Annotated in this window: 21 protein-coding genes; 15 read left to right on the top strand and 6 right to left on the bottom strand. The window is 43.0% G+C overall.

What is annotated here, in order from left to right:
- Positions 1–68: 68 nt before the first annotated feature.
- From LOZ91_RS14260 to LOZ91_RS14210, 11 genes are all read left to right on the top strand, one after another.
- Positions 69–461: an ATP synthase subunit I gene (locus LOZ91_RS14260; RefSeq protein WP_005173819.1), complete on the top strand. Its 393-nt coding sequence runs from the start codon at positions 69–71 to the stop codon at positions 459–461.
- Positions 462–571: 110 nt separating this feature from the next.
- Positions 572–1,447: a F0F1 ATP synthase subunit A gene (gene atpB, locus LOZ91_RS14255; RefSeq protein ID WP_005094552.1), complete on the top strand. Its 876-nt coding sequence runs from the start codon at positions 572–574 to the stop codon at positions 1,445–1,447.
- Between the two features lie 85 nt (positions 1,448–1,532).
- Positions 1,533–1,778, top strand: a complete 246-nt coding sequence (atpE, locus tag LOZ91_RS14250; RefSeq protein ID WP_000424060.1) for a F0F1 ATP synthase subunit C — start codon at positions 1,533–1,535, stop codon at positions 1,776–1,778.
- 39 nt (positions 1,779–1,817) lie between these two features.
- The gene (locus tag LOZ91_RS14245; protein WP_005173825.1) at positions 1,818–2,288 is read left to right on the top strand and encodes a F0F1 ATP synthase subunit B; all 471 of its coding nucleotides are present in this window, start codon (positions 1,818–1,820) and stop codon (positions 2,286–2,288) included.
- Positions 2,289–2,300: 12 nt separating this feature from the next.
- Complete coding sequence (locus tag LOZ91_RS14240) at positions 2,301–2,837, top strand: F0F1 ATP synthase subunit delta (protein WP_005173826.1); 537 nt, start codon at positions 2,301–2,303, stop codon at positions 2,835–2,837.
- Positions 2,838–2,880: 43 nt separating this feature from the next.
- On the top strand, positions 2,881–4,425 hold the full coding sequence (atpA, locus tag LOZ91_RS14235; protein ID WP_244783450.1) for a F0F1 ATP synthase subunit alpha: 1,545 nt from the start codon (positions 2,881–2,883) through the stop codon (positions 4,423–4,425).
- A gap of 88 nt (positions 4,426–4,513) precedes the next feature.
- Positions 4,514–5,383, top strand: a complete 870-nt coding sequence (gene atpG, locus LOZ91_RS14230; protein WP_004280996.1) for a F0F1 ATP synthase subunit gamma — start codon at positions 4,514–4,516, stop codon at positions 5,381–5,383.
- A 26-nt stretch (positions 5,384–5,409) separates the two neighbouring features.
- A complete protein-coding gene (gene atpD / locus LOZ91_RS14225) occupies positions 5,410–6,804 on the top strand; it encodes a F0F1 ATP synthase subunit beta (protein ID WP_004280997.1) in 1,395 nt (464 codons plus the stop codon).
- Between the two features lie 26 nt (positions 6,805–6,830).
- A complete protein-coding gene (locus LOZ91_RS14220) occupies positions 6,831–7,250 on the top strand; it encodes a F0F1 ATP synthase subunit epsilon (RefSeq protein WP_100329708.1) in 420 nt (139 codons plus the stop codon).
- Between the two features lie 77 nt (positions 7,251–7,327).
- Positions 7,328–8,029 (top strand): DUF4145 domain-containing protein, encoded by a 702-nt coding sequence (locus tag LOZ91_RS14215; RefSeq protein ID WP_244783449.1) that lies wholly within the window; start codon positions 7,328–7,330, stop codon positions 8,027–8,029.
- Positions 8,030–8,467: 438 nt separating this feature from the next.
- Positions 8,468–9,844 carry an NAD-dependent succinate-semialdehyde dehydrogenase gene (locus tag LOZ91_RS14210; protein ID WP_244783448.1) on the top strand — a complete coding sequence of 459 codons (1,377 nt, stop codon included), beginning with the start codon at positions 8,468–8,470 and terminating at the stop codon, positions 9,842–9,844.
- Between the two features lie 24 nt (positions 9,845–9,868).
- Here LOZ91_RS14210 and LOZ91_RS14205 read toward each other — a convergent pair whose 3' ends face one another.
- From LOZ91_RS14205 to LOZ91_RS14195, 3 genes are all read right to left on the bottom strand, one after another.
- A complete protein-coding gene (locus tag LOZ91_RS14205; RefSeq protein WP_244783453.1) occupies positions 9,869–10,834 on the bottom strand; it encodes a pirin family protein in 966 nt (321 codons plus the stop codon).
- Positions 10,835–11,014: 180 nt separating this feature from the next.
- Positions 11,015–11,617, bottom strand: a complete 603-nt coding sequence (locus LOZ91_RS14200) for a hypothetical protein (RefSeq protein WP_005173841.1) — start codon at positions 11,615–11,617, stop codon at positions 11,015–11,017.
- Positions 11,618–12,145: 528 nt separating this feature from the next.
- A complete protein-coding gene (locus LOZ91_RS14195; protein ID WP_100358032.1) occupies positions 12,146–12,691 on the bottom strand; it encodes a glutathione peroxidase in 546 nt (181 codons plus the stop codon).
- 190 nt (positions 12,692–12,881) lie between these two features.
- Between LOZ91_RS14195 and LOZ91_RS14190 the strand changes: the two genes are divergently transcribed.
- Entirely contained in the window at positions 12,882–13,778 is an 897-nt protein-coding gene (locus tag LOZ91_RS14190) for a DMT family transporter (protein ID WP_005173847.1), read from the top strand.
- A 441-nt stretch (positions 13,779–14,219) separates the two neighbouring features.
- Here LOZ91_RS14190 and LOZ91_RS14185 read toward each other — a convergent pair whose 3' ends face one another.
- The 3 genes from LOZ91_RS14185 to LOZ91_RS14175 all read right to left on the bottom strand — a co-directional run bounded on the left by LOZ91_RS14185 (position 14,220) and on the right by LOZ91_RS14175 (position 17,217).
- Positions 14,220–14,789, bottom strand: coding sequence for a Sua5/YciO/YrdC/YwlC family protein (locus LOZ91_RS14185; RefSeq protein WP_244783447.1), 570 nt, complete (start codon positions 14,787–14,789; stop codon positions 14,220–14,222).
- Positions 14,790–14,830: 41 nt separating this feature from the next.
- Positions 14,831–15,970 carry a DNA-processing protein DprA gene (dprA, locus tag LOZ91_RS14180; protein ID WP_244783446.1) on the bottom strand — a complete coding sequence of 380 codons (1,140 nt, stop codon included), beginning with the start codon at positions 15,968–15,970 and terminating at the stop codon, positions 14,831–14,833.
- 92 nt (positions 15,971–16,062) lie between these two features.
- Entirely contained in the window at positions 16,063–17,217 is a 1,155-nt protein-coding gene (locus tag LOZ91_RS14175) for a LysM peptidoglycan-binding domain-containing protein (protein ID WP_244783445.1), read from the bottom strand.
- A 119-nt stretch (positions 17,218–17,336) separates the two neighbouring features.
- Between LOZ91_RS14175 and def the strand changes: the two genes are divergently transcribed.
- The 3 genes from def (at position 17,337) to LOZ91_RS14160 (ending at position 20,459) form a co-directional block, all read left to right on the top strand.
- Positions 17,337–17,867 carry a peptide deformylase gene (def, locus tag LOZ91_RS14170; RefSeq protein WP_005173860.1) on the top strand — a complete coding sequence of 177 codons (531 nt, stop codon included), beginning with the start codon at positions 17,337–17,339 and terminating at the stop codon, positions 17,865–17,867.
- A gap of 92 nt (positions 17,868–17,959) precedes the next feature.
- Positions 17,960–18,373, top strand: a complete 414-nt coding sequence (locus LOZ91_RS14165; protein ID WP_005173863.1) for a DUF2946 family protein — start codon at positions 17,960–17,962, stop codon at positions 18,371–18,373.
- 70 nt (positions 18,374–18,443) lie between these two features.
- Complete coding sequence (locus LOZ91_RS14160; RefSeq protein WP_244783444.1) at positions 18,444–20,459, top strand: TonB-dependent copper receptor; 2,016 nt, start codon at positions 18,444–18,446, stop codon at positions 20,457–20,459.
- Positions 20,460–20,838 lie beyond the last annotated feature (379 nt).

The raw sequence follows: 20,838 nt of genomic DNA, 5'->3' as shown, positions 1-20,838 counted from the left end.
TAATGCCTGCGATTAAAAATAATCACCTGTTAAACTTGTCAAGCATGATTGCTGTGAGTGAATAAATAATGAGCCGAACTAGTCGCTTGATTGACCGACGATTAGCGAAAGCTTTGGTCCTCCTGCAAGCCTGTATGATCCCTGTTTCAGCCTTGATCGGCTGGGTCGTGAAAGACTCAACCGCAGCCTTGAGTGCAGCATTAGGTGCGCTCGTTTGTTGGCTCGCGACTTGTTATTTTTCGTGGCAATCGTTTCGAGCAGCAGGAGCCCGCGCGTCTAAACAAGTTCTTTCGAACATGTATAAAGGCTTAATGGGAAAGTTTGCAATTGTGATTGTTGGTTTCATTTTAATTTTAAGCAATGTCGAACCGTTGTCAGCGGTGGCGTTGTTTTGTGGTTTTATACTTGTTCAAGCCATGTCGTGGGTCGCTCCGTTTTGGGCGTCACGTCTACAAAAATGAGTATAGACACAACAAGAAATTGAAAAGTTTTTCAGGAGCAGGCGAGATATCAAGCAGCACGCGATATTCGTTTGTTCTATTAGTTTTTTGACATTGACCAGGTGTGATTTATGGCTGCTGAAGAACATGCCCTTACTTCGACCGAGTATATCAAGCATCACTTGACCAACATGACTTATGGCAAAATGCCAGATGGTACATGGAAATTGGCCGAGAGCGGTGCTGAAGCTCAACAGATGGGGTTCACTGCTATTCACTTGGATTCAATGGGTTGGTCTATCGGACTGGGTCTGATTTTCTGTTTGTTATTCTGGTTGGTTGCGAAAGCGGCTAATGCTGGTGTTCCTACCAAGTTCCAGTCTGCAATTGAAATGATTATCGAGTTTGTAGATTCAAGTGTACGTGATACCTTCCACGGGAAGTCTCGATTAATTGCACCCTTAGCTTTAACCATTTTCGTGTGGATTTTCCTCATGAACTTGATGGATTTGATCCCTGTTGACTTTATTCCTTATGTAGCTCAACACGCGATTGCTTCTATGCTGGGTGTAGACCCTCATCAGGTTTACTTTAAAATTGTTCCGACTACAGATCCAAACGTTACCCTCGGTATGTCTATTTCTGTATTCTTCTTGATCATTTTCTATAGTATTCGTGAGAAAGGTGTTGGCGGCTTCGTTGGTGAGTTAGCACTTAACCCATTTAACCCAAGTAACCCAGTTGCTAAAGTGCTTTTGATTCCATTCAACTTATTGTTGGAATTGACCACTTTCTTGGCGCGACCAGTTTCATTGGCTCTACGACTGTTCGGTAACATGTATGCGGGTGAGTTAATCTTCATTCTTATCGCGTTATTACCGTTCTGGATCCAGTGGGCGTTGTCTGTGCCTTGGGCGATTTTCCACATTTTGATTATTACGCTACAAGCATTCATTTTCATGATGTTGACTATCGTGTACATGAGTATGGCAAGCGAAAAGCATTAATGGTATTGCCTAACTGTCAACGGATGGTTGGGCACACAATTTTTTAACTTAATTTGGTATAAAACCTAACCTCTGAGGAATTATCATGGAACTCACTTTAGGTCTAGTTGCAATTGCATCTGCTATCTTGATCGCTTTCGGTGCTTTAGGTACTGCGATTGGTTTTGGTCTTCTAGGCGGCCGTTTCCTTGAAGCTGTTGCTCGTCAACCAGAATTGGCTCCGCAACTTCAAACTCGTATGTTCTTAATCGCAGGTCTTCTTGATGCTGTGCCTATGATCGGTGTTGGTATTGGCTTGTTCTTCATCTTCGCTAATCCATTTGTAGGTTAATCAGCTTAATTCCGAAATTCACTATTTGAGGAATTTGCAATGAATATCAACCTCACATTGTTTGGCCAAGCGATTGCGTTTGCGATTTTTGTCGCGTTCTGCATGAAGTTTGTATGGCCACCACTAATCAATGCGATTAGTGAACGTCAGCGTCGTATCGCTGATGGCTTAAATGCTGCTGAAAAAGCGAAAGCTGACCTTGCAGATGCGCAAGCACAAGTGAAAGCTGAACTGGACACGGCAAAAGCACAAGCGGCTCAATTGATCGAACAAGCGAACCGTCGTGCAGCACAGTTGGTAGAAGAAGCGCGTACTCAAGCATCTGCTGAAGGTGAGCGTATTCGTCAACAAGCGAAAGAAGCTGTTGATACCGAAATCAATTCTGCTCGCGAAGAATTGCGTCAACAAGTGGCTGCTCTTGCAGTGACTGGTGCTGAGAAAATTCTTAGCCAGCAAGTTGATGCAGAAGCTCACAATGCCATGCTGACTCAGCTGGCTGCTAAACTTTAAGAGAGGCAGATTATGGCTGAACTCTTGACGTTAGCACGCCCTTATGCAAAAGCAGCATTTGCTTACGCTTCTGAGCAGGGTGCAACTGACTCTTGGTCAACTGCACTTGAATTGCTCAGTGCTGCGGTGCAAGACGAAGCATTTTCAGCTTATCTAAATCGCCCGGAGCTTACACCTGCTGAGCAGGTGTCTCTTTTTGCCAAAGTTTTAGGTGAAGACCAAACTGCAGCAGTGTCTAACTTCCTGACATTGCTTGCTGAAAACAACCGTTTGACGCTTCTTCCTGAAATTGCTGCAGAATATGAACAGCTCAAATCACAGAATAACAATACTGTGGATGTTGTGATTGAATCAGCATTCCCATTAACTTCTGTTCAGGAACAATTACTGACGCATGCATTAGAGAAGAAATTCGAAGCTGCAGTAAGTGTTTCTGTAGAAGTGAAACCAGAGCTTATTGCTGGTGTAGTTATTCGTGCAGGCGACCAAGTGATAGATGATTCTGCGCTTAACAAGCTTGAGAAAATGCGTACTCGTCTTCTTGCTTAAGAAATAAGAAGACTGAACTTTAAAAAGATTGAGGTATAGCGCAATGCAACAACTGAATCCATCCGAGATCAGTGCGCTCATTAAACAGCGTATCGGCGATCTGGACACCAGCGCAACCGCTAAGAACGAAGGAACCATTGTTATGGTTTCCGACGGTATTGTGCGTATTCACGGCCTTGCTGATGCAATGTACGGTGAAATGATCGAATTCGACGGCGGCCTTTATGGTATGGCACTGAACCTAGAACAGGATTCAGTGGGCGTCGTTGTTTTAGGTAACTACTTAAGCCTTCAAGAAGGTCAAAAAGCGCGTTGCACAGGTCGTGTATTAGAAGTTCCGGTTGGTCCAGAACTTTTAGGCCGTGTAGTCGATGCTTTGGGTAACCCGATTGATGGTAAAGGCCCGATCGATGCTAAATTAACTGATGCTGTTGAAAAAGTAGCACCAGGCGTAATTTGGCGTCAGTCAGTGGATCAACCTGTACAAACTGGTTATAAATCAGTAGATACAATGATCCCTGTAGGCCGTGGTCAGCGTGAGTTGATCATTGGTGACCGTCAAACTGGTAAAACAGCAATGGCGATCGACGCGATCATCGCTCAGAAAAACTCTGGCATTAAATGTGTATACGTAGCCATCGGTCAAAAACAATCGACTATCGCTAACGTGGTACGCAAGCTAGAAGAAACTGGCGCTATGGCGTATACCACTGTTGTCGCAGCAGGTGCATCTGATCCAGCAGCAATGCTGTATTTGGCTCCGTACTCTGGCTGTACAATGGGTGAATACTACCGTGACCGTGGTGAAGACGCGTTAATCATTTATGATGACTTGTCTAAGCAAGCTGTTGCGTATCGTCAAATTTCATTGCTTTTACGCCGTCCACCAGGTCGTGAAGCTTATCCAGGTGACGTGTTCTATCTACATTCACGTCTACTTGAACGTGCTTCTCGTGTATCTGCTGACTACGTTGAGAAATTCACTAACGGTGAAGTTAAAGGCCAAACTGGTTCATTAACTGCATTGCCGATTATTGAAACTCAAGCGGGTGACGTATCTGCATTCGTACCAACCAACGTAATTTCGATTACTGATGGTCAGATCTTCCTTGAAACATCATTATTCAACGCAGGTATTCGTCCTGCTGTGAACGCGGGTATCTCTGTATCTCGTGTTGGTGGTTCAGCGCAAACCAAGATCATCAAGAAATTGTCTGGTGGTATCCGTACTGCTTTGGCGCAATACCGTGAATTGGCAGCATTTGCTCAGTTCGCTTCTGATCTTGACGAAGCAACTCGTAAGCAACTTGAACATGGTCAACGTGTAACTGAGTTAATGAAGCAAAAACAATATGCTCCATACTCAATTGCTGACCAGGCTGTTTCAATTTATGCATCTAACGAAGGCTACATGGCTGACGTAGACGTTAAGAAAATCGTAGACTTTGATGCTGCGTTAATTTCTTACTTCCGTTCAGAACATGCTGTGTTAATGCAACAAATCGATGCCTCTGGTGATTACAACAAAGACATCGAAGCTGCAATCAAAGCAGGTATTGAAAGCTTTAAAGCGACTCAAACTTACTAATTTAGCAACTTGCTAGATTAGTGTTGGTTTGGTTCACGGAATCAACCTTCGGAAGCTCGCAAGGGCTTTCGAATACTAGGTTAAGCGTATGGCAAATTTAAAAGAAATTCGCGCCAAAGTAGCTAGTATCAAGAGCACGCAGAAGATTACTCGAGCGATGCAAATGGTAGCAGCTTCTAAGATGCGTCGTGCGCAAGAGCGCATGGCTCAAGGCCGTCCGTATGCCGAAAATATGCACCGTGTAATTGCTCATTTGGTCCAAGCGAACCCTGAATACAAACACCGTTATATGGTTGAACGCCCGGTTAAGCGCGTTGGCTATATCATTGTGTCTTCAGATCGTGGCCTTGCTGGTGGTTTGAACATTAACTTGTTCAAGAAAGTGGTTAAACACGTTCAACAGCAACAAGAGCAGTCAATTGAAGTTCAATTTGCTTTAATTGGTCAAAAAGCGGTTTCGTTTTTTAAAAACTACGGCGGTAAAGTGCTTGGGGCGACGACGCAAGTCGGTGATACTCCAAGTCTTGAGCAGTTATCTGGTTCTGTACAGGTGATGTTGGATGCTTATGATAAAGGCGAGTTAGATCGTATTTATCTAGTGTCAAACGGCTTTGTCAATGCCATGACTCAAAATCAAAAGATCGAACAACTTGTTCCTTTGGCTGCTGCTGAAGAAGACAAGACTCTTAACCGTCAATACGGTTGGGATTATATCTACGAGCCTGAAGCTGAAGAGCTTTTAAATGGCTTGTTGGTTCGCTATATCGAGTCTGTGGTGTATCAAGGTGTGATTGAAAACATTGCATGTGAGCAGTCTGCACGTATGGTCGCTATGAAAGCAGCGACAGACAACGCAGGCGAGATCATTAAGAGCCTGCAACTTATTTATAACAAGCTGCGTCAAGCCGCGATTACTCAGGAAATTTCTGAGATCGTTGGTGGTGCCGCTGCCGTTTAACATTATTTTGAATTGAGGAGACAGCAATGAATAGCGGTCGTATCATTCAGATCATCGGCGCGGTTATCGACGTCGAGTTTGAACGCAACAGCGTTCCTAAGATCTATGACGCTCTCCAAGTAGATGGTACTGAAACTACTTTAGAAGTTCAGCAACAGCTTGGTGATGGCGTAGTTCGTACTATTGCAATGGGTTCTACTGAAGGCCTTAAGCGTGGTTTGAACGTAGTTAACACTGGTGCGCCGATTTCTGTACCTGTAGGTACAGCGACTCTAGGCCGTATCATGGACGTTCTTGGTCGCCCGATCGACGAAGCTGGTCCTGTTGCGACTGAAGCGCGTTTACCAATTCACCGCTCTGCACCTTCTTATGCAGAACAAGCAGCTTCTACTGACCTTTTAGAAACTGGTATTAAAGTCATCGACTTGCTATGCCCGTTCGCTAAAGGTGGTAAAGTTGGTCTGTTCGGTGGTGCCGGTGTTGGTAAAACTGTAAACATGATGGAATTGATCAACAACATCGCGAAAGCTCACTCAGGTTTATCTGTGTTTGCTGGTGTTGGTGAGCGTACTCGTGAAGGTAACGACTTCTATCACGAAATGAAAGATTCTAACGTTCTAGACAAAGTAGCAATGGTCTACGGTCAGATGAACGAGCCACCGGGTAACCGTTTACGCGTAGCGTTGACTGGTTTGACCATGGCTGAATATTTCCGTGACGAGAAAGACGAAAACGGTAAAGGCCGTGACGTACTATTGTTCGTAGATAACATCTATCGTTATACACTAGCGGGTACTGAAGTATCAGCACTTCTAGGTCGTATGCCATCTGCAGTAGGTTACCAGCCTACACTTGCAGAAGAGATGGGTGTTCTTCAAGAGCGTATTACATCGACTAAGTCTGGTTCTATTACGTCAATCCAAGCGGTATACGTACCTGCCGATGACTTGACAGATCCATCGCCTGCTACAACGTTTGCTCACTTGGACGCAACTGTTGTATTGAGCCGTGACATCGCATCTTCTGGTATTTACCCGGCGATCGATCCACTAGACTCAACTTCACGCCAGTTAGATCCGTTAGTTGTTGGTCAAGAGCATTATGAAATTGCACGTTCTGTACAGAACGTATTGCAACGTTATAAAGAGCTTAAAGACATCATCGCGATTCTTGGTATGGACGAGCTTGCTGAAGAAGATAAACTGGTTGTTTACCGTGCGCGTAAAATCCAGCGTTTCTTCTCTCAACCGTTCCACGTAGCTGAAGTATTTACTGGGGCTCCTGGTAAATTAGTATCTCTTAAAGAAACGATTCGTGGCTTTAAAGGTCTTCTAGCTGGTGAATACGATCACATCCCAGAACAAGCGTTCTACATGGTTGGTGGTATTGACGAAGTGATTGCTAAAGCTGAGAAACTTTAATTAGTTCCCTAATTTAGGAGATTCTCATGGCGACTATGCAATGTGACGTTGTAAGTGTTCAAGAGTCTTTGTACTCAGGCACTGTAACTATGCTAATTGCTAAAGGTGCTGGCGGTGAGTTAGGTATTATGCCTGGTCACGCTCCGCTGGTAACTTTGCTCCAACCTGGCGCAATCCGCGTTATTTTGGAAAACGGTACAGAAGAGTTGATCTATGTATCTGGTGGTGTTCTAGAAGTTCAACCGCATGTTGTTACGGTTCTTGCAGATACTGCAGTCCGTGCAGAAAACTTAGATGAAGCAGCTATTGTTGAAGCGCGTAAACACGCTGAAGCATTGCTTGCGAATCAAAAGAGCGATTTGGACTCTGCTGCTGCTTTGGCTGCTCTTGCAGAAACTGCTGCACAGTTGGAAACGATCCGCAAAATCAAAAACCGCGCTCAATAAGAGACGGTTCGAGATTGAAGAAACCACCCGAAAGGGTGGTTTTTTTATATACTTAATTTTTTAATACCTAAAAAATAATGAAATTAAATACCTTAAATCCTATTTTTCAGGATTCAGAATTTAAAAATACAATAGCTCATAAGAAAGTACTCTGTATAAAATGTAAGACTCTTATCAAACATGAAGTATTAGTTGATATATCTGATTCTGATTTTAATCATAGTCCTATTGATTTCTACTTCAATTATAGAATTTTAAAATGTATTAATTGCGGTACTATTAGTTATCAAACCAAAACTTTATATTCTGAAGATGTTTATCAAATAGGATATGAGTTGAATGGTGATCCTATTTACGATGAGGCTGCAACTTATAGTGTTTTTCCAATGAGAGATGATGAAACTGCATTTTCTAAAGAGTTTGAAAAAATTCTGCCTGAAGAGATTTATTTAACTTATGAAGAAGTTATCATAGCTTTAAATAATAATATGCCTTTATTGACTGCTTTAGGTTTAAGAACTCTTTTAGAGCAAATAATAAAGTATTTTGGCAAGTCTGATGATTTAGGTGTGATTTTAACCCAATTTGAAAAAGAAGGATTTATTTCTACCAAACAAAGAGGATTGTTAGATAATATTCGTTATTTGGGTAATGATGCCGCACATCATGCTGATAGCAAATCTAGAAAAGACTTAATTTTGCATCTAAAAGTTTTAGAAAACTTAATTCATCAGTTATTTGTCTATTATAAAATGGAGGAAGAATCTATAAAAAAGTAATGAAGGGTGTGAGATTAAAACCTTCTCCTAAACACCCTATACCTGTTGTCAGAGAAACCACACATAAAAGAAGACCCAAAAAAAGACTTTAATAGAGCTTAGGGATGGAGAATAATCGAAAATTCTCCACAATCTTCACCTTAAATGTCTTATCAAAACCTTCTGCTAAACTTGGTACTTCAAGCTTTTTATAGTTTGCTCGAACCCTAATTTCAGCACTATTGGCTTTAGTTTGATATTTATTAGAAAACTTTATTTTGTACCACTCGATATAACTTTTACCCTTTCTCAGTAATGTTTTGAACCAATCTGTAAGCAGGCATACACCATAAAAAAATCAATGATAAGTTAAATAATTCGAACAGATACTTGCTTGTTATAACTTGATGCGATTGGGTTTTGAACAGGCAAAACTTATAATTGAAAAAAGGGAAAACCATGGCTTATCAATCTATTAATCCATTTAACAATCAAAAATTGAAAGACTATCCATCGCATAGCGATCAAGATATTCAACAAGCACTCGATACTGCAGAAAAAATCCTAAAGTCAGAATGGTCACAGCAGGTCGATACCCGTATTGCAGTACTGCGTAAATTGGCTACCAACATGCGAGCGCAAAAAGCTGAACTGGCCAAGCTTATGACCCAGGATATGGGAAAACTGATTAAGCAGAGTGAAGGTGAAATCGAAACCTGCGCCAAAATTGCAGAATACTATGCCGATCATGCCAAAGAATTTTTAGCGCCAGTGTCTTATCAGACTGATTTGGGTGAAGCCTGGGTCGAACATCATCCTTTGGGTATTATCATGGCGGTAGAACCGTGGAACTTTCCGTTTTATCAACTGATGCGGGTCTTTGCACCGAACTGTGCCATTGGTAATCCAGTTCTGGCAAAACATGCCGGCATTGTTCCGCAATGTGCGGAAGCCTTTGAACAACTGATCTTGGATGCAGGCGCACCCACAGGTGTCTGGACCAATCTGTTCATCAGTTCCGATCAGGTGAAAGACGTGATTGCCGATAAACGTGTACGTGGTGTGGCACTCACAGGTTCAGAAGGTGCAGGCAGTGCAGTGGCTGAACAGGCCGGAAAACATCTTAAAAAATCAACGCTGGAACTGGGCGGTAATGATGTCTTTATTGTGCTGGATGATGCTGATCTGGAAAAGGCCATCAAGATAGGCTGCCAAGCTCGGGTGAACAATACCGGTCAAGTCTGTACAGCAGCCAAGCGCTTTATCCTACATGAAAAAATTGCCGAACAATTCAAGGCTGGCATGATCAAGGTATTTGAAGGGTTAAAAATTGGCGATCCGCTTGATCCTGAAACCACATTGGGTCCACTGTCTTCCGCTGACGCTTTGGAAAAGCTGACTGAACAGGTCGATAAGGCGGTAGAACATGGTGCGAAAGTGGTCACTGGTGGTAAGCCGTATGAGCATGCAGGCAATTTCTATCAGCCGACGATTTTGGAAAATATCAGCCGAGATAATCCGGCCTGGTATGAAGAATTCTTTGGTCCGGTTGCCCAGATTTATGTGGCCAAGGATGAGGATGAAATTGTTTCGATTGCCAATGATTCCAATTATGGTCTGGGTGGCGTGATTCATTCACAAGATATCGAGCGTGCGAAAAAGCTGGCTTCACGTGTCGAAACGGGCATGATCTGGATCAACTGGTTTACCGATACCACGCCGGAATTACCATTTGGCGGGATGAAGAACTCCGGTTATGGGCATGAACTATCGATTGATGGTTTTAGAGAATTTGTGCAGAAGAAACTAGTTGTCGTCAGAAGCCCGAAAAAATAATATGATCTGATGTCAAAGAAGCCACTATTCAGTGGCTTCTTTGTCTGGTTGGTCTGGATATTCTTCACGTTTGCCGCCTTCATAACTGGCAAAGCGCGGATGTTCTGGTGCAAATGACGGTTCAGCACTTGGCCAAGGCCAGCCACCAAACTGGGTGTCACGATAACGGCGAAAAGCAGCATCCAGTTCCTGCGGAGTATTTAACACAAAGGGCCCGCGCATCGCCACGGGTGCACCAATCGGTTCACCTTCTAGCCATAAAATATGTGATTCCAGTAAACCACCTTTGAGATGAATATCCTGATCTGGTTTGAGTTCTATCAGATGCTTGACCTGTATTTTCTGTCCTTCCAGCTCCAGACTTTTGCCTTGGTAGAAATAACAAAAACGCGTCGCGCTCGCAGTACTTGCCGGAATAATGAGTTCAGCCTCAGGCGCAAGTGTGATCAGGTAAATATTGACCCTGTTTTCAGCAGGTGCTGCCCAAGAATGGGGTGGACGATCCAGTGCTTCGGTATCTTTAAACTGCCCTGAAATGACCCGAATATCCGCTTTAGGTCCGGCTGCATTGGCTGAAAATACATGCGGAATCTGTTCACGCCACAACATTTTATAATCGGCCGGCTGCTTTTTCTGTTCCGGTGAGGAATTCAGCCAGATTTGAAACAGCTCCAGAGGATTATCCTGATCTTGATGAACTAAGGGAAACATTTCGCAGTGCTGTACCCCCTTGCCGGTGGTCAGCCATTGCACATCACCCGCGGCATAGCGTCCCGAGTTTCCGAGCGAGTCAAAATGGTCGACATAACCACGCTCGACAATGGTAATGGTTTCAAAACCGGTATGCGGATGTTCCGGAAAGCCGGGAATTTGCTCGCCATAATACATGTCATATTCATGCTGATACGGCGGTGTAACTGACCCTAATTCGGCATTGCCTTGCGGATAATGATCCTGATGGTGAACAGTAAAAATAAAGGGATCTTTCAGGTCAAGTCAGGATTCGACCGGAACAACAGAATACAGCACCGAATTCGACATGATTGAACTCCTGATTATTTTATTAGATATAAGCTTTTAATTTAAATTAGTTTTTATAATAAATCACAGTGTAAAACAGATAAGGCGATTGAGGAAGATGCTTTCCAATCTATCGCCTTAGATGAAGGTTTAGGTATTCTCCTGTTCAGTCGTACTGTCTGATTTTTGTTCTGGATTCTGGATCAGCAGCCCTGCCAGTTTAATCATTTCAGCTTGCACATTGACCATCTGCGATTCAATTTTTTTCAGGTCGATCTGGCTTAAATCCATGTCACCATTCAACAGCGGTGAGGCCAAGACTTGCTGATTGGCACTCATGATATTGCTGCGGATCTGGTCAATTTCCTGACTTTTTAAGTTCAGGTTGCCGAGTACCTGATTAAAGCTGTTGAGTTGCTGTTGTAACTGGGTTGCGGTGGACTGCAGTTGCTGAGTATCCTTGGCTTCTACTGCACTTTGTAGCTCAGTCTGAGTCTGTTTCAACTGTTCCACATAACTGCCTGCTTTCAGCTGTAAGTCAGCCACATCACGAACCATATAAAACATATTGCCCGATCTAAGCTCAGTTGGTGCGGTAGCGCCAGTTTGCGGCTGGCTGGCAGTGTCAAGATCGGAACTGCGGGTTTCCGCTTGCTCAGTGGGTGCTTCAACTGCCTGTTCACATCCCATCAGTAAAATCCCTGAGCTAAATAATGCAAAAGGAAGAACGGCATTGGCAAGAATCTTGGACATGGAATCAGGGTCTCGGTGCAGGTGGAAATATTTCATGATTTAATATAGGGACAAACTATGGAGATAAAAAAGATTGTTGCAAAGTTATAACAAATTTACTGAAGCGCAGACCGTCTTCGATTAAAAATGCTTAAAAAATAAAGATAAAACTCACGTTTTCAACTCAATAAATTGTTTGGGCTGTAATGATGTTAAGAAACGGAGAGTTCTGGATATGCATGCTTACATTCTCCCTATTCACTTGATCCAGTACGGGTTTCTCATACGCGTAGAATGCATTTGATATAGAAAATACGCTTGCTTTTACTCAATGGTTTATTGCTTCAAGTGTATTGTTAATCTAACCGAGGATCATTGCAGATTAGGCCTGTTAGATTGATGAACAGGCGACGAACTATAGCCAAAAATAAAAGTTGAGGGCGACTTATAGATAGGATTTATATGAATCATTATGTATTTAACTCGCTGTGTTTAAATTACAAAGTAAGTATCTATTGGGTAAATACATACTTACTTTGCGATTAGCAATTATTTGGCCAGTTCGGCATTTACCGCATCCACAATTCGCGGATCATCTGCAGTAATGTCAGGCGCAAAACGTGCAACCACTTCGCCATTCTTATTGATCAGAAATTTCTCAAAGTTCCATAACACTTCAGGCGGTTGGTTTGGAGTCAGGCCATAATCGACCAGATCTTTCCACCACGGGCCTTCACCGATCCGCTCTGGTACAGCTTGAGTCAGCGTGGTATAGAGCGGATGCTTGTCTTCGCCCGCCACAGAAATTTTAGCAAAGAGCGGGAAGTCAACCTGATAATTGATAGAGCAGAATTCCTGAATCTCTGCTTCACTACCTGGTTCCTGCTCCAGAAAGTTATTGGCAGGGAAGCCCAGAATTTCCAGACCTTGCGTTTTTTTGTCTTTATACAGCTTTTGCAAACCTTCATATTGCGGAGTCAGACCACATTTCGATGCCACGTTCACCACAAGCAATACCTTGCCCTGATACTGGTTTAAGGTGGTTTCTGGGCCTTGAATGGTTTTGACTGGAATGTCATATACAGAGCGAGTCATTAGATTTCCTGTTTATTCAGACTGAATCGTCTTTGTTTTAACGGGTATTTAGATTCAATACAAGTAACAGCAGCTGAAGCAGGAGGCTTAAATCGGTAAATTGCCTGAATATCATGTGAAAAATCTATTATGCTAGGGTGCGCAAATAGCAATCGCTAAATAACAAGACAAGCGACACATGGATGAGGGTATGACACAGCAGCACAAAGCAGTCTGGTGGGCGATGGTATTGCCATTGGCCGCAGTTTTTATTTGGTCCTTAAACATGACGGTGACACGTTATGTGGCGGATTATATTTCTCCCATCAGTATCAGTTTTTACCGCTGGGTACTGGCACTGCTGATTTTAAGCCCATTTCTGTTGCCCAAGGTCAAAGCGGCCTGGCCGGAAATTCGACCACATCTTGGACACTTTGCAGTTTTGAGTGCCTTGGGGATGGTGCTGTATCAAGGATTGGCCTATAGCTCTGCACACTTTACCACTGCGACCAATATGGGGCTGATCAATGCCTTTATTCCTATTTTTACCATTATTGTGGGTATTTTTGTCTTAAAAATTCGCCCGACACAGGCTGCGGTACTGGGGAGTCTGCTGTCTTTTATTGGGCTGATGTATGTCATGGCCCAAGGGCAGGGGTTGCATTTCTTGACGGTGGGCGACAGTTATATCGGTGATTTGCTGATGCTGATCGCAGTATTTTTCTATGCCTGCTATGGTGTCTTGCTGAAAAAATGGCAGATTCAGATTCCACTGTTGCTGAGTCTGTATATCCAGATTTTTATGGCCTGTCTCTATCATATTCCATTGGTACTTTACTTCGGTCTGGACAGTATCAATAGCCATAATGCAGCCAGTATTGTTTATGCCGGAATTTTTCCTTCTATTTTAGCCCCGTTTTTTTGGATGATGGCGGTACAGCAACTCGGTCCAAATCGTAGCAGTATTTTTATGAATCTGATGCCGGTTTTTACCGCGATAGTCGCCTATCTCTGGTTAGGTGAAGCCTGGACCATGTATCACAGTATTGGAGGCGGTATCATTTTACTGGGAATTATATGGGCACAATATCCGGGAAGAGCAAAGTGATAAGCTAAGGAACAGTTTATCAAGATATTAATTGTTTAAATATTAAGCAAACAATCAAGGTTTTTTAATTGAAATAGCCTGTTAAATCCCAATTTTTAAATGTGAAAATAAATATAAAAATCTTAATTTATTTTAAAACTGGAATAGAAAGAGCAAGATAGTTTGAATTTTGGTTAAAAGTTGCCTAGTATTAATAGAAAATATGTATTAATTGAGTTTTTTATTGTACTTGTCGTTGCACTAATTTTCTCTCATAATGCATCCATCGAGAATGATTAAACATATTTTTCCTTGTTTTATCAAACTCCCAGAGATTTCTGAACCCTCTGGATGTGATTTATGCACATCCTTTTTTATGCTCAACCATCCCTATATGGTTGAGCTTTTTTTTGTCTTAAAACTTTAGTCGAGCTTGAATATCTGCGTGGACTCTGAAAAAGCTCAGTCGCGAATAATCGCCCCACTGACGGCGTCAATAATCCGGCTCGGTTGCTGGCTTAACCCTAAGTCACCATTCAGATAATTCAGATTCTGATCAAAGTAGCGAATCGCATCTTGCAGTGAACGCGCCGGTTCTAATCCTGCAGGATTGGCGCTGGTAGACACAATAAAACCGCCAAAGGCCTGACATAATGCCACGCAGAGCGGATGATTGGTGACACGGACAGCCACTTTAGGGTGTTGGCCTTTAATCCAATCAGGAATTTCTGCATTCGCAGGGAGGAGCCAGGTGGTCGCACGTTCCGGGGGGCTATCATTGCTCCAGGATTCAATCACTTTTTCACGCATTTCTGTAGTTAAATCTTGCAGCAGATGTTCCACCTGTGAAATATGCGCTGCCAATAGAATCACCCCTTTTTCAATCGGGCGCTGTTTCAATTTTAAAATCTGATGAAATGCCTGTTCATTATAAGGGTCGCAACCCAAGCCCCAAACAGCCTCTGTAGGATATGCCAAGACTTGTCCGTCTTTAAGACATGCTGCTGCTTCAGCAACAGAGGTAGTAATCATGTGAATACCTTATACAAAACAACAAAGCCCTATTGTGAACTTTATTTCAGTGGACGACAACGCTGATACATGCCCGCTTGTTGAGTACTCAAGCCGAGCAGCTCAAGTTCCATCAGTTGACTGGTCAAGGAAGATACTTCCTGTTGTAAATGAAAACTGAGCTGATCCAGACTCTGCCCGACCCAATCGAGTTGATTATAAAGATGAATTAAATGGGGCGGGATAGTACATTCTTGCTCAGGATAAGTATCTTTTTTGAAGTGATTTGCATTCGCTTGCCACTGTGTTGCTAGGGCTAAATCCTCAATCACTTGCTGTGGATGGTCAATTAAAATCGCACCTTCACGAATCAGTTGATGACAACCTTGATGATGTTCACTGTAAATATGCCCCGGAATTGCAAATATGTTCTTGCCTTGTTCCGCTGCCCATTGTGCCGTAAGCAATGAACCACTTTTTAAAGCAGCTTCTGCCACAATCACCCCAAGACTTAAGCCGCTGACAATTCGGTTGCGCCGTGGAAAATGCTGCTGCAAGGGTGGGGTAAAAGGCAAAAACTCAGTAATAACTGTACCACCGTGGTTAATCATTTGCTGACGTAGTGCTTGATGTACAGCAGGATAGGTCTGTTCGATCCCTGTACCCATCACTGCAATCGTTCGTCGATGTTGTAGCGCAGCCCGATGTGCTGCTTCATCAATCCCTTGTGCCAAGCCACTATTAATATAAAAACCTTGCTCACTCAGATAAAAGGCAAAGTCATAGGCGACTTGCTGTCCGTGCGGACTTGGCTTGCGACTGCCAACAATCGCAATTTGTGGCTGGAGTAACTGATCTGCATGTCCCTGCCCGAACAGAATCGGCGGCTTATGCTCATAATGACTCAGTTGTTGTGGATATTCAGCATCTGTATGCAAAAGCACAAAATCACTGTGCAACTGAATCTGTTCTAGACTGTGTTGAAAATGGGTTTGAGATTCGCTGCTTTGAAAGTCTTTCAGGCGTTGAATATGATTTTTATGAAGGCCGAGCTTTTGCCAGGTCTCGATTTGAGAACAATGGACTGCATCTGCAAGATCTGCATAATGCCGACTGATTTTATAAAAGCTGGTGAGGGAATGTTGCACCAAATACCACAGCGTGATGGCATTGATTTGTGATGTCGACAATCTGTTCAACATAGTGAGACCTATTTTTGCGTCTTCTTATTATTGGTATGAATGAAAATAAGTGAGATGATGCTGATCTATCAACATCATCTCACTTTGCAACCTTAGTCTTCTAACAAAGGAGGCTGAATGCCGGCACCCACTTTAATTGGAAGCTCGCTATCCAGCACATAGGCATAGCTCAATTGATCGAAGGCTTTAAAGACCATCACCTGACCAATACGCTCACCTGGCAATTGCACCCGTTCTTTAGTCTTCGGATCAGTCACCACTTCACCTTTCTGGTTGACGCTAAAGACATGACCTGTCTGAACGCCATGTGCCGTACCACGGTCAAGGGTGACGACACTATGACGTGCTGCAGTACCAATCGACCCCAATACACGCACAATCTGACCACCAGGCACAATACTTTCTGCATTGGTTGGGTAGAACAGCGTCGGTAACATCGGGTCGTATTCAGCGAGTACGCGGTCACCGCGACGCACCTCCGCGTTATAACTGTCAGTCAGCTCCAGTGTGGTTACCTCACCTTCACTACGTACCGCAATACCAGATGCCACCTGTTGCAGCTCGAGTGCAGCAGTATATTTCTTGCCATTGGCATCGGTAAATACATAAGGCTCAGCTTCACGATAAACGGCATAGCGTTGACCAACGACCAGACCGTTACCACGTACATAGACTTTCTGGCCTTTGCCCGCCAGTACGCGCTGATCTGCAGTTCCAAGAATGTATGGGGTGCCTTGAACTGAATCAGGCGCCATCAGGGTATAGCGCTCTAGCCACTGTTTGATATGTTCTAGTGGAATCACTGGAATGGTATTGTTTAAAGATTCAACCCGAATCTGAGGTTGCAGAGAGGTGCTGCCCAGATAGCGGCTGATAATACCGTCACAACCATCACCTTCATCTTTGCCAATAATCGGACGGCCCTGGTAATCACACATCAACAGGCGATCGCCCGGGAAAATCCAATGTGGATTTTTCACATGCTTGTTGCTGGCCCAGATTTCAGGCCAACGCACCGGGTTTTTCAAAAAGCGTTTTGAGATGTCCCAGAGGGTATCGCCTTTTTTGACCACATAAATATTGGGTGCACTGGCTTTTAATGCCGGCGGATTGACATTACGTGCAGGTGCGGCCTCGGCAGAATGAATAGTCCCCATACCGACACCGACACAAACGGTGAGTGCCAGCATCTGATTTTTAAACCCCAAGGCACTAAAAAATGGCATGCCCTTCAAAACCTTTTTCATTATCATAATTCCTAAAATTATGTGCGTAGTTGCGTTATAATAACGATCTTACACACATTTTTTGATGAAGCATTCCCTTCATTTGGTTTTTTGATCAATGGCATAATTGAGGACGCAGTATGGCCTTATTACCTATTTTAAGTTTCCCGGATCCCCGTCTTCGTACCATTGCACAACCTGTCGAAGATGTGACTGATGAAATTCGTCAGCTCGCTGCAGATATGTTTGAAACCATGTATGAAGCACCAGGTATCGGACTTGCCGCGACTCAGGTGGATCGTCATATTCAGCTGATTGTTATGGATCTGTCTGAAAATAAAGATCAACCGATGGTGTTTATTAACCCCAAAATTACACCATTGACTGAAGAAACGCAGCCCTACGAAGAAGGCTGTCTATCAGTTCCTCAAATATACGATAAAGTTGACCGTCCGTCACGTGTAAAAATCGAGGCAATTAATCTGGAAGGTCAAGCATTTGAACTCGAAGCTGACGGACTTCTCGCTGTGTGTATTCAACATGAAATGGATCACTTAAGTGGCAAATTATTTGTTGATTATTTATCGCCATTAAAACGTCAACGTGCACGTGAAAAAGTAGAAAAACTGGTACGCCAGCGTAATAAAGACAAGGTGGCAGTTAAACGCTAGGATATTTTTTTAATTTATTTTAATGATCCAACAAAGCCCAATTCTGATTGGGCTTTGTTATAATCGACATGAGCATATTTTAGGAGTGGCCTGTGTTTTTACGCGCGGGGCTGCTATTTGCATTTGCAGCTGTGTTTCTACAGATTGCTGTATTTTTACAGCCTTTGTTACCGACGCAATATCAGGTTGCTCCGGTCTGCGAAACCATCACGCGTGCGCTTCTTATCGCGACAGACGTTCATACACAGCATAGTGCCAGTGAACATCACCATTTCAAAGTCCAATCTGGTCATATTCAGCATGATCATCATGATGCCAATCATCAGTGTCAATACTGTACGGTTTATGCCAATTTAGTCTTACCGCCGGATCTGGATATCAAACAGGTACTTGACCGGATTCAGGTACGTTTAATTGCTTATCAAAAAACCTTTAAGCATGTCTGGTTTGTCCTTCAGCAGCTCTTTTTAATTCCTCAGGGACGAGCGCCGCCACTGCCTGCATAAACCTGCATTTTTCGCTTGGGTTGTTATTGACTCAAGCCATACTTTTTTATGTATTCAGTGAGATAAAAAAATGGCTCAGCCTAAATTTTTTTTACAGCCACTTGCGGCTGCGATTTGTGTTATCTGTTATTCACCAGCCACAATGGCAAATGAAACGATGCCTGTGCAAACTTTGGCACCGATTGTGGTGACTTCTACAGCAGGTAATGATGCCAATGGACTGATTGTCCGTGCTGATCCGAAACAGCCGATTCAACCGATTCCGGCATCAGATGGTGCAGACTATTTACAAAGTATTGTCGGTTTTAGTGCAGTGAATAGCGGTGCCGGCACCAATGGTGATGTGACTTTCCGGGGTATGTTTGGTTCAAGAATTAAAATCCTGACCGATGGCACTGAAAACCTGGGGGCCTGTCCAAGTCGGATGGACTCACCCACCTCATATATTTCCCCAGAAAGTTACGACCAGATTACGGTGATCAAAGGCCCGCAAACGGTTCAATATGCCAATACTGGATCTGCCGCAACCGTGATTTTTGAGCGCAGTCCGGAACAGTTTAAAGATGATAAAAACTATCGTGGTCAAACAAGTGTCTTGATGGGTTCATTTGACCGACTGGATCAGAATATTGAAGTGGCAGCAGGCGATGAGCAGAAATATATCCGTCTGAATACCAACCGTTCTGTATCTGGCAGTTATAAAGATGGAAATGGCACCATTGTTCCTTCGGATTGGGAGCGCTGGAATGCGGATCTGGCTTTAGGCTGGACACCTGATGAAAATACCTGGGTAGAACTGACCGGTGGTAAAGCGGATGCTGAAGCAGTCTATGCTGGTCGGGCTATGGATGGATCGAAATTTGCCCGTGAAAGTCTCGGTCTAAAGCTCGAAAAGAAAAATATTAGCGATGTGATTCAAAAGATTGAAGCACAGGTGAACTATAACTTTAATGATCATGTCATGGATAATTATAGTCTGCGTGAGTTTCAGGCTAGTCCCATGATGAGTATGCCCATGGCGAGCAATGTTGCGCGTAAAACATTGAATGCTCGTATGGCAATGACCAATGAATGGAATAAATTACAGCTGATTACTGGTATCGATAGTCAGAATAACCAACATACTAAACGTAACGGAAGTCTGATGACGCCGTATCAAAATCAGTCACGTACTAAAGATATGGAATTCCAGTCTGTTGGGGCTTTTGGTGAGCTCAGTTATCAGCTTAGTGATAACAATAAGCTAGTGTCTGGTTTGCGTCTGGATCAGGTCAATGTAGAAGCAGTGGAGTCAAATCAGGAACGTAAAGAAACTCTACCGAGTGCCTTTGTACGTTTTGAAAATCATCATCCCGAGCATGACGATGGTAAGACCTATATTGGCGTGGGCTATGTCGAACGTATGCCGGATTACTGGGAATTATTCAGTCCTAAAACAGGGAATGGTAATACCAATACCTTTAAAAGCATTGATACTGAGAAAACCCTACAGTTGGATTTAGGTTACCAACATGAACATGGAAACCTAAGTTCATGGGTATCTGCCTATACAGGCTTGATTCAAGATTTTATTTTGACCAAATACAATGCAAACGATCAAGCTGAAACACGAAATGTCGATGCTGTCATTGCAGGTGCAGAAGCGGGCATTGGTTATCAGTTTAGTGATGCGATTCAGGCTGATGTCAGTGCCATGTACGCATGGGGTGAAAACACCACTGATAATACGCCGTTGCCACAGATTTCACCTTTAGAGGCTCGGGTGAATTTACGTTATATCCAGGATAATTATACTTTGGGTGCTTACTGGCGTTTGGTCGATGGTCAAAACCGAATTAGTGAGCGTGAAGGGAATATCGTTGGTTATGATGTTAAGAAAAGTGCAGGTTTTGGCACATTGTCTTTAAATGGCACATATCACTTTGCGAATGGGGTAGATCTTTCTGTGGGGGTCGATAACGTTTTAGATAAAACCTATACCGAACATTTAAACAAAATGGGTAATGCGGGTATCGGCTTATCTGCAACAGAACAATTTAACAATATTGGCCGTAACTACTGGGCACGTGTCAGTATGAAGTTCTAATTGTTGTCCACTATTCTAAAAAGCCATTGCTCTTAAGCAATGGCTTTTTTAATTTTAAGGTCGGAGTTTATTTTGCATATTTAAATAGAGTGCCAATTTCTAGGAAGAAGGCCGTATAAAACAAGTTTTGTCTATATAAGCGTCAGGGCGGTGAAGAATAAAACAAGAATTGACTACGCCTTAAGCAATAGGGAGTGCGTAATAAATGATTTTTTAAATAATTTTAATTAAAACAATTGGTTGTAATTACTTGGGTGAGAGTTCTTAGCTAGATCACATGAAAATCAAAAATAATTAAAATAAATTTTATATAAAAAACAATTATTTATATTTTTATTGGTTTATAAAACAAACACACGATAAAAAATCTTTGCAAGAA

The organism is Acinetobacter sp. F-1 (assembly GCF_022869025.1).
GTDB lineage: Bacteria > Pseudomonadota > Gammaproteobacteria > Pseudomonadales > Moraxellaceae > Acinetobacter > Acinetobacter pseudolwoffii.
Note: the sequence above shows the minus strand (reverse complement) of the source record. Positions and strands in the feature narration are given on the sequence as shown.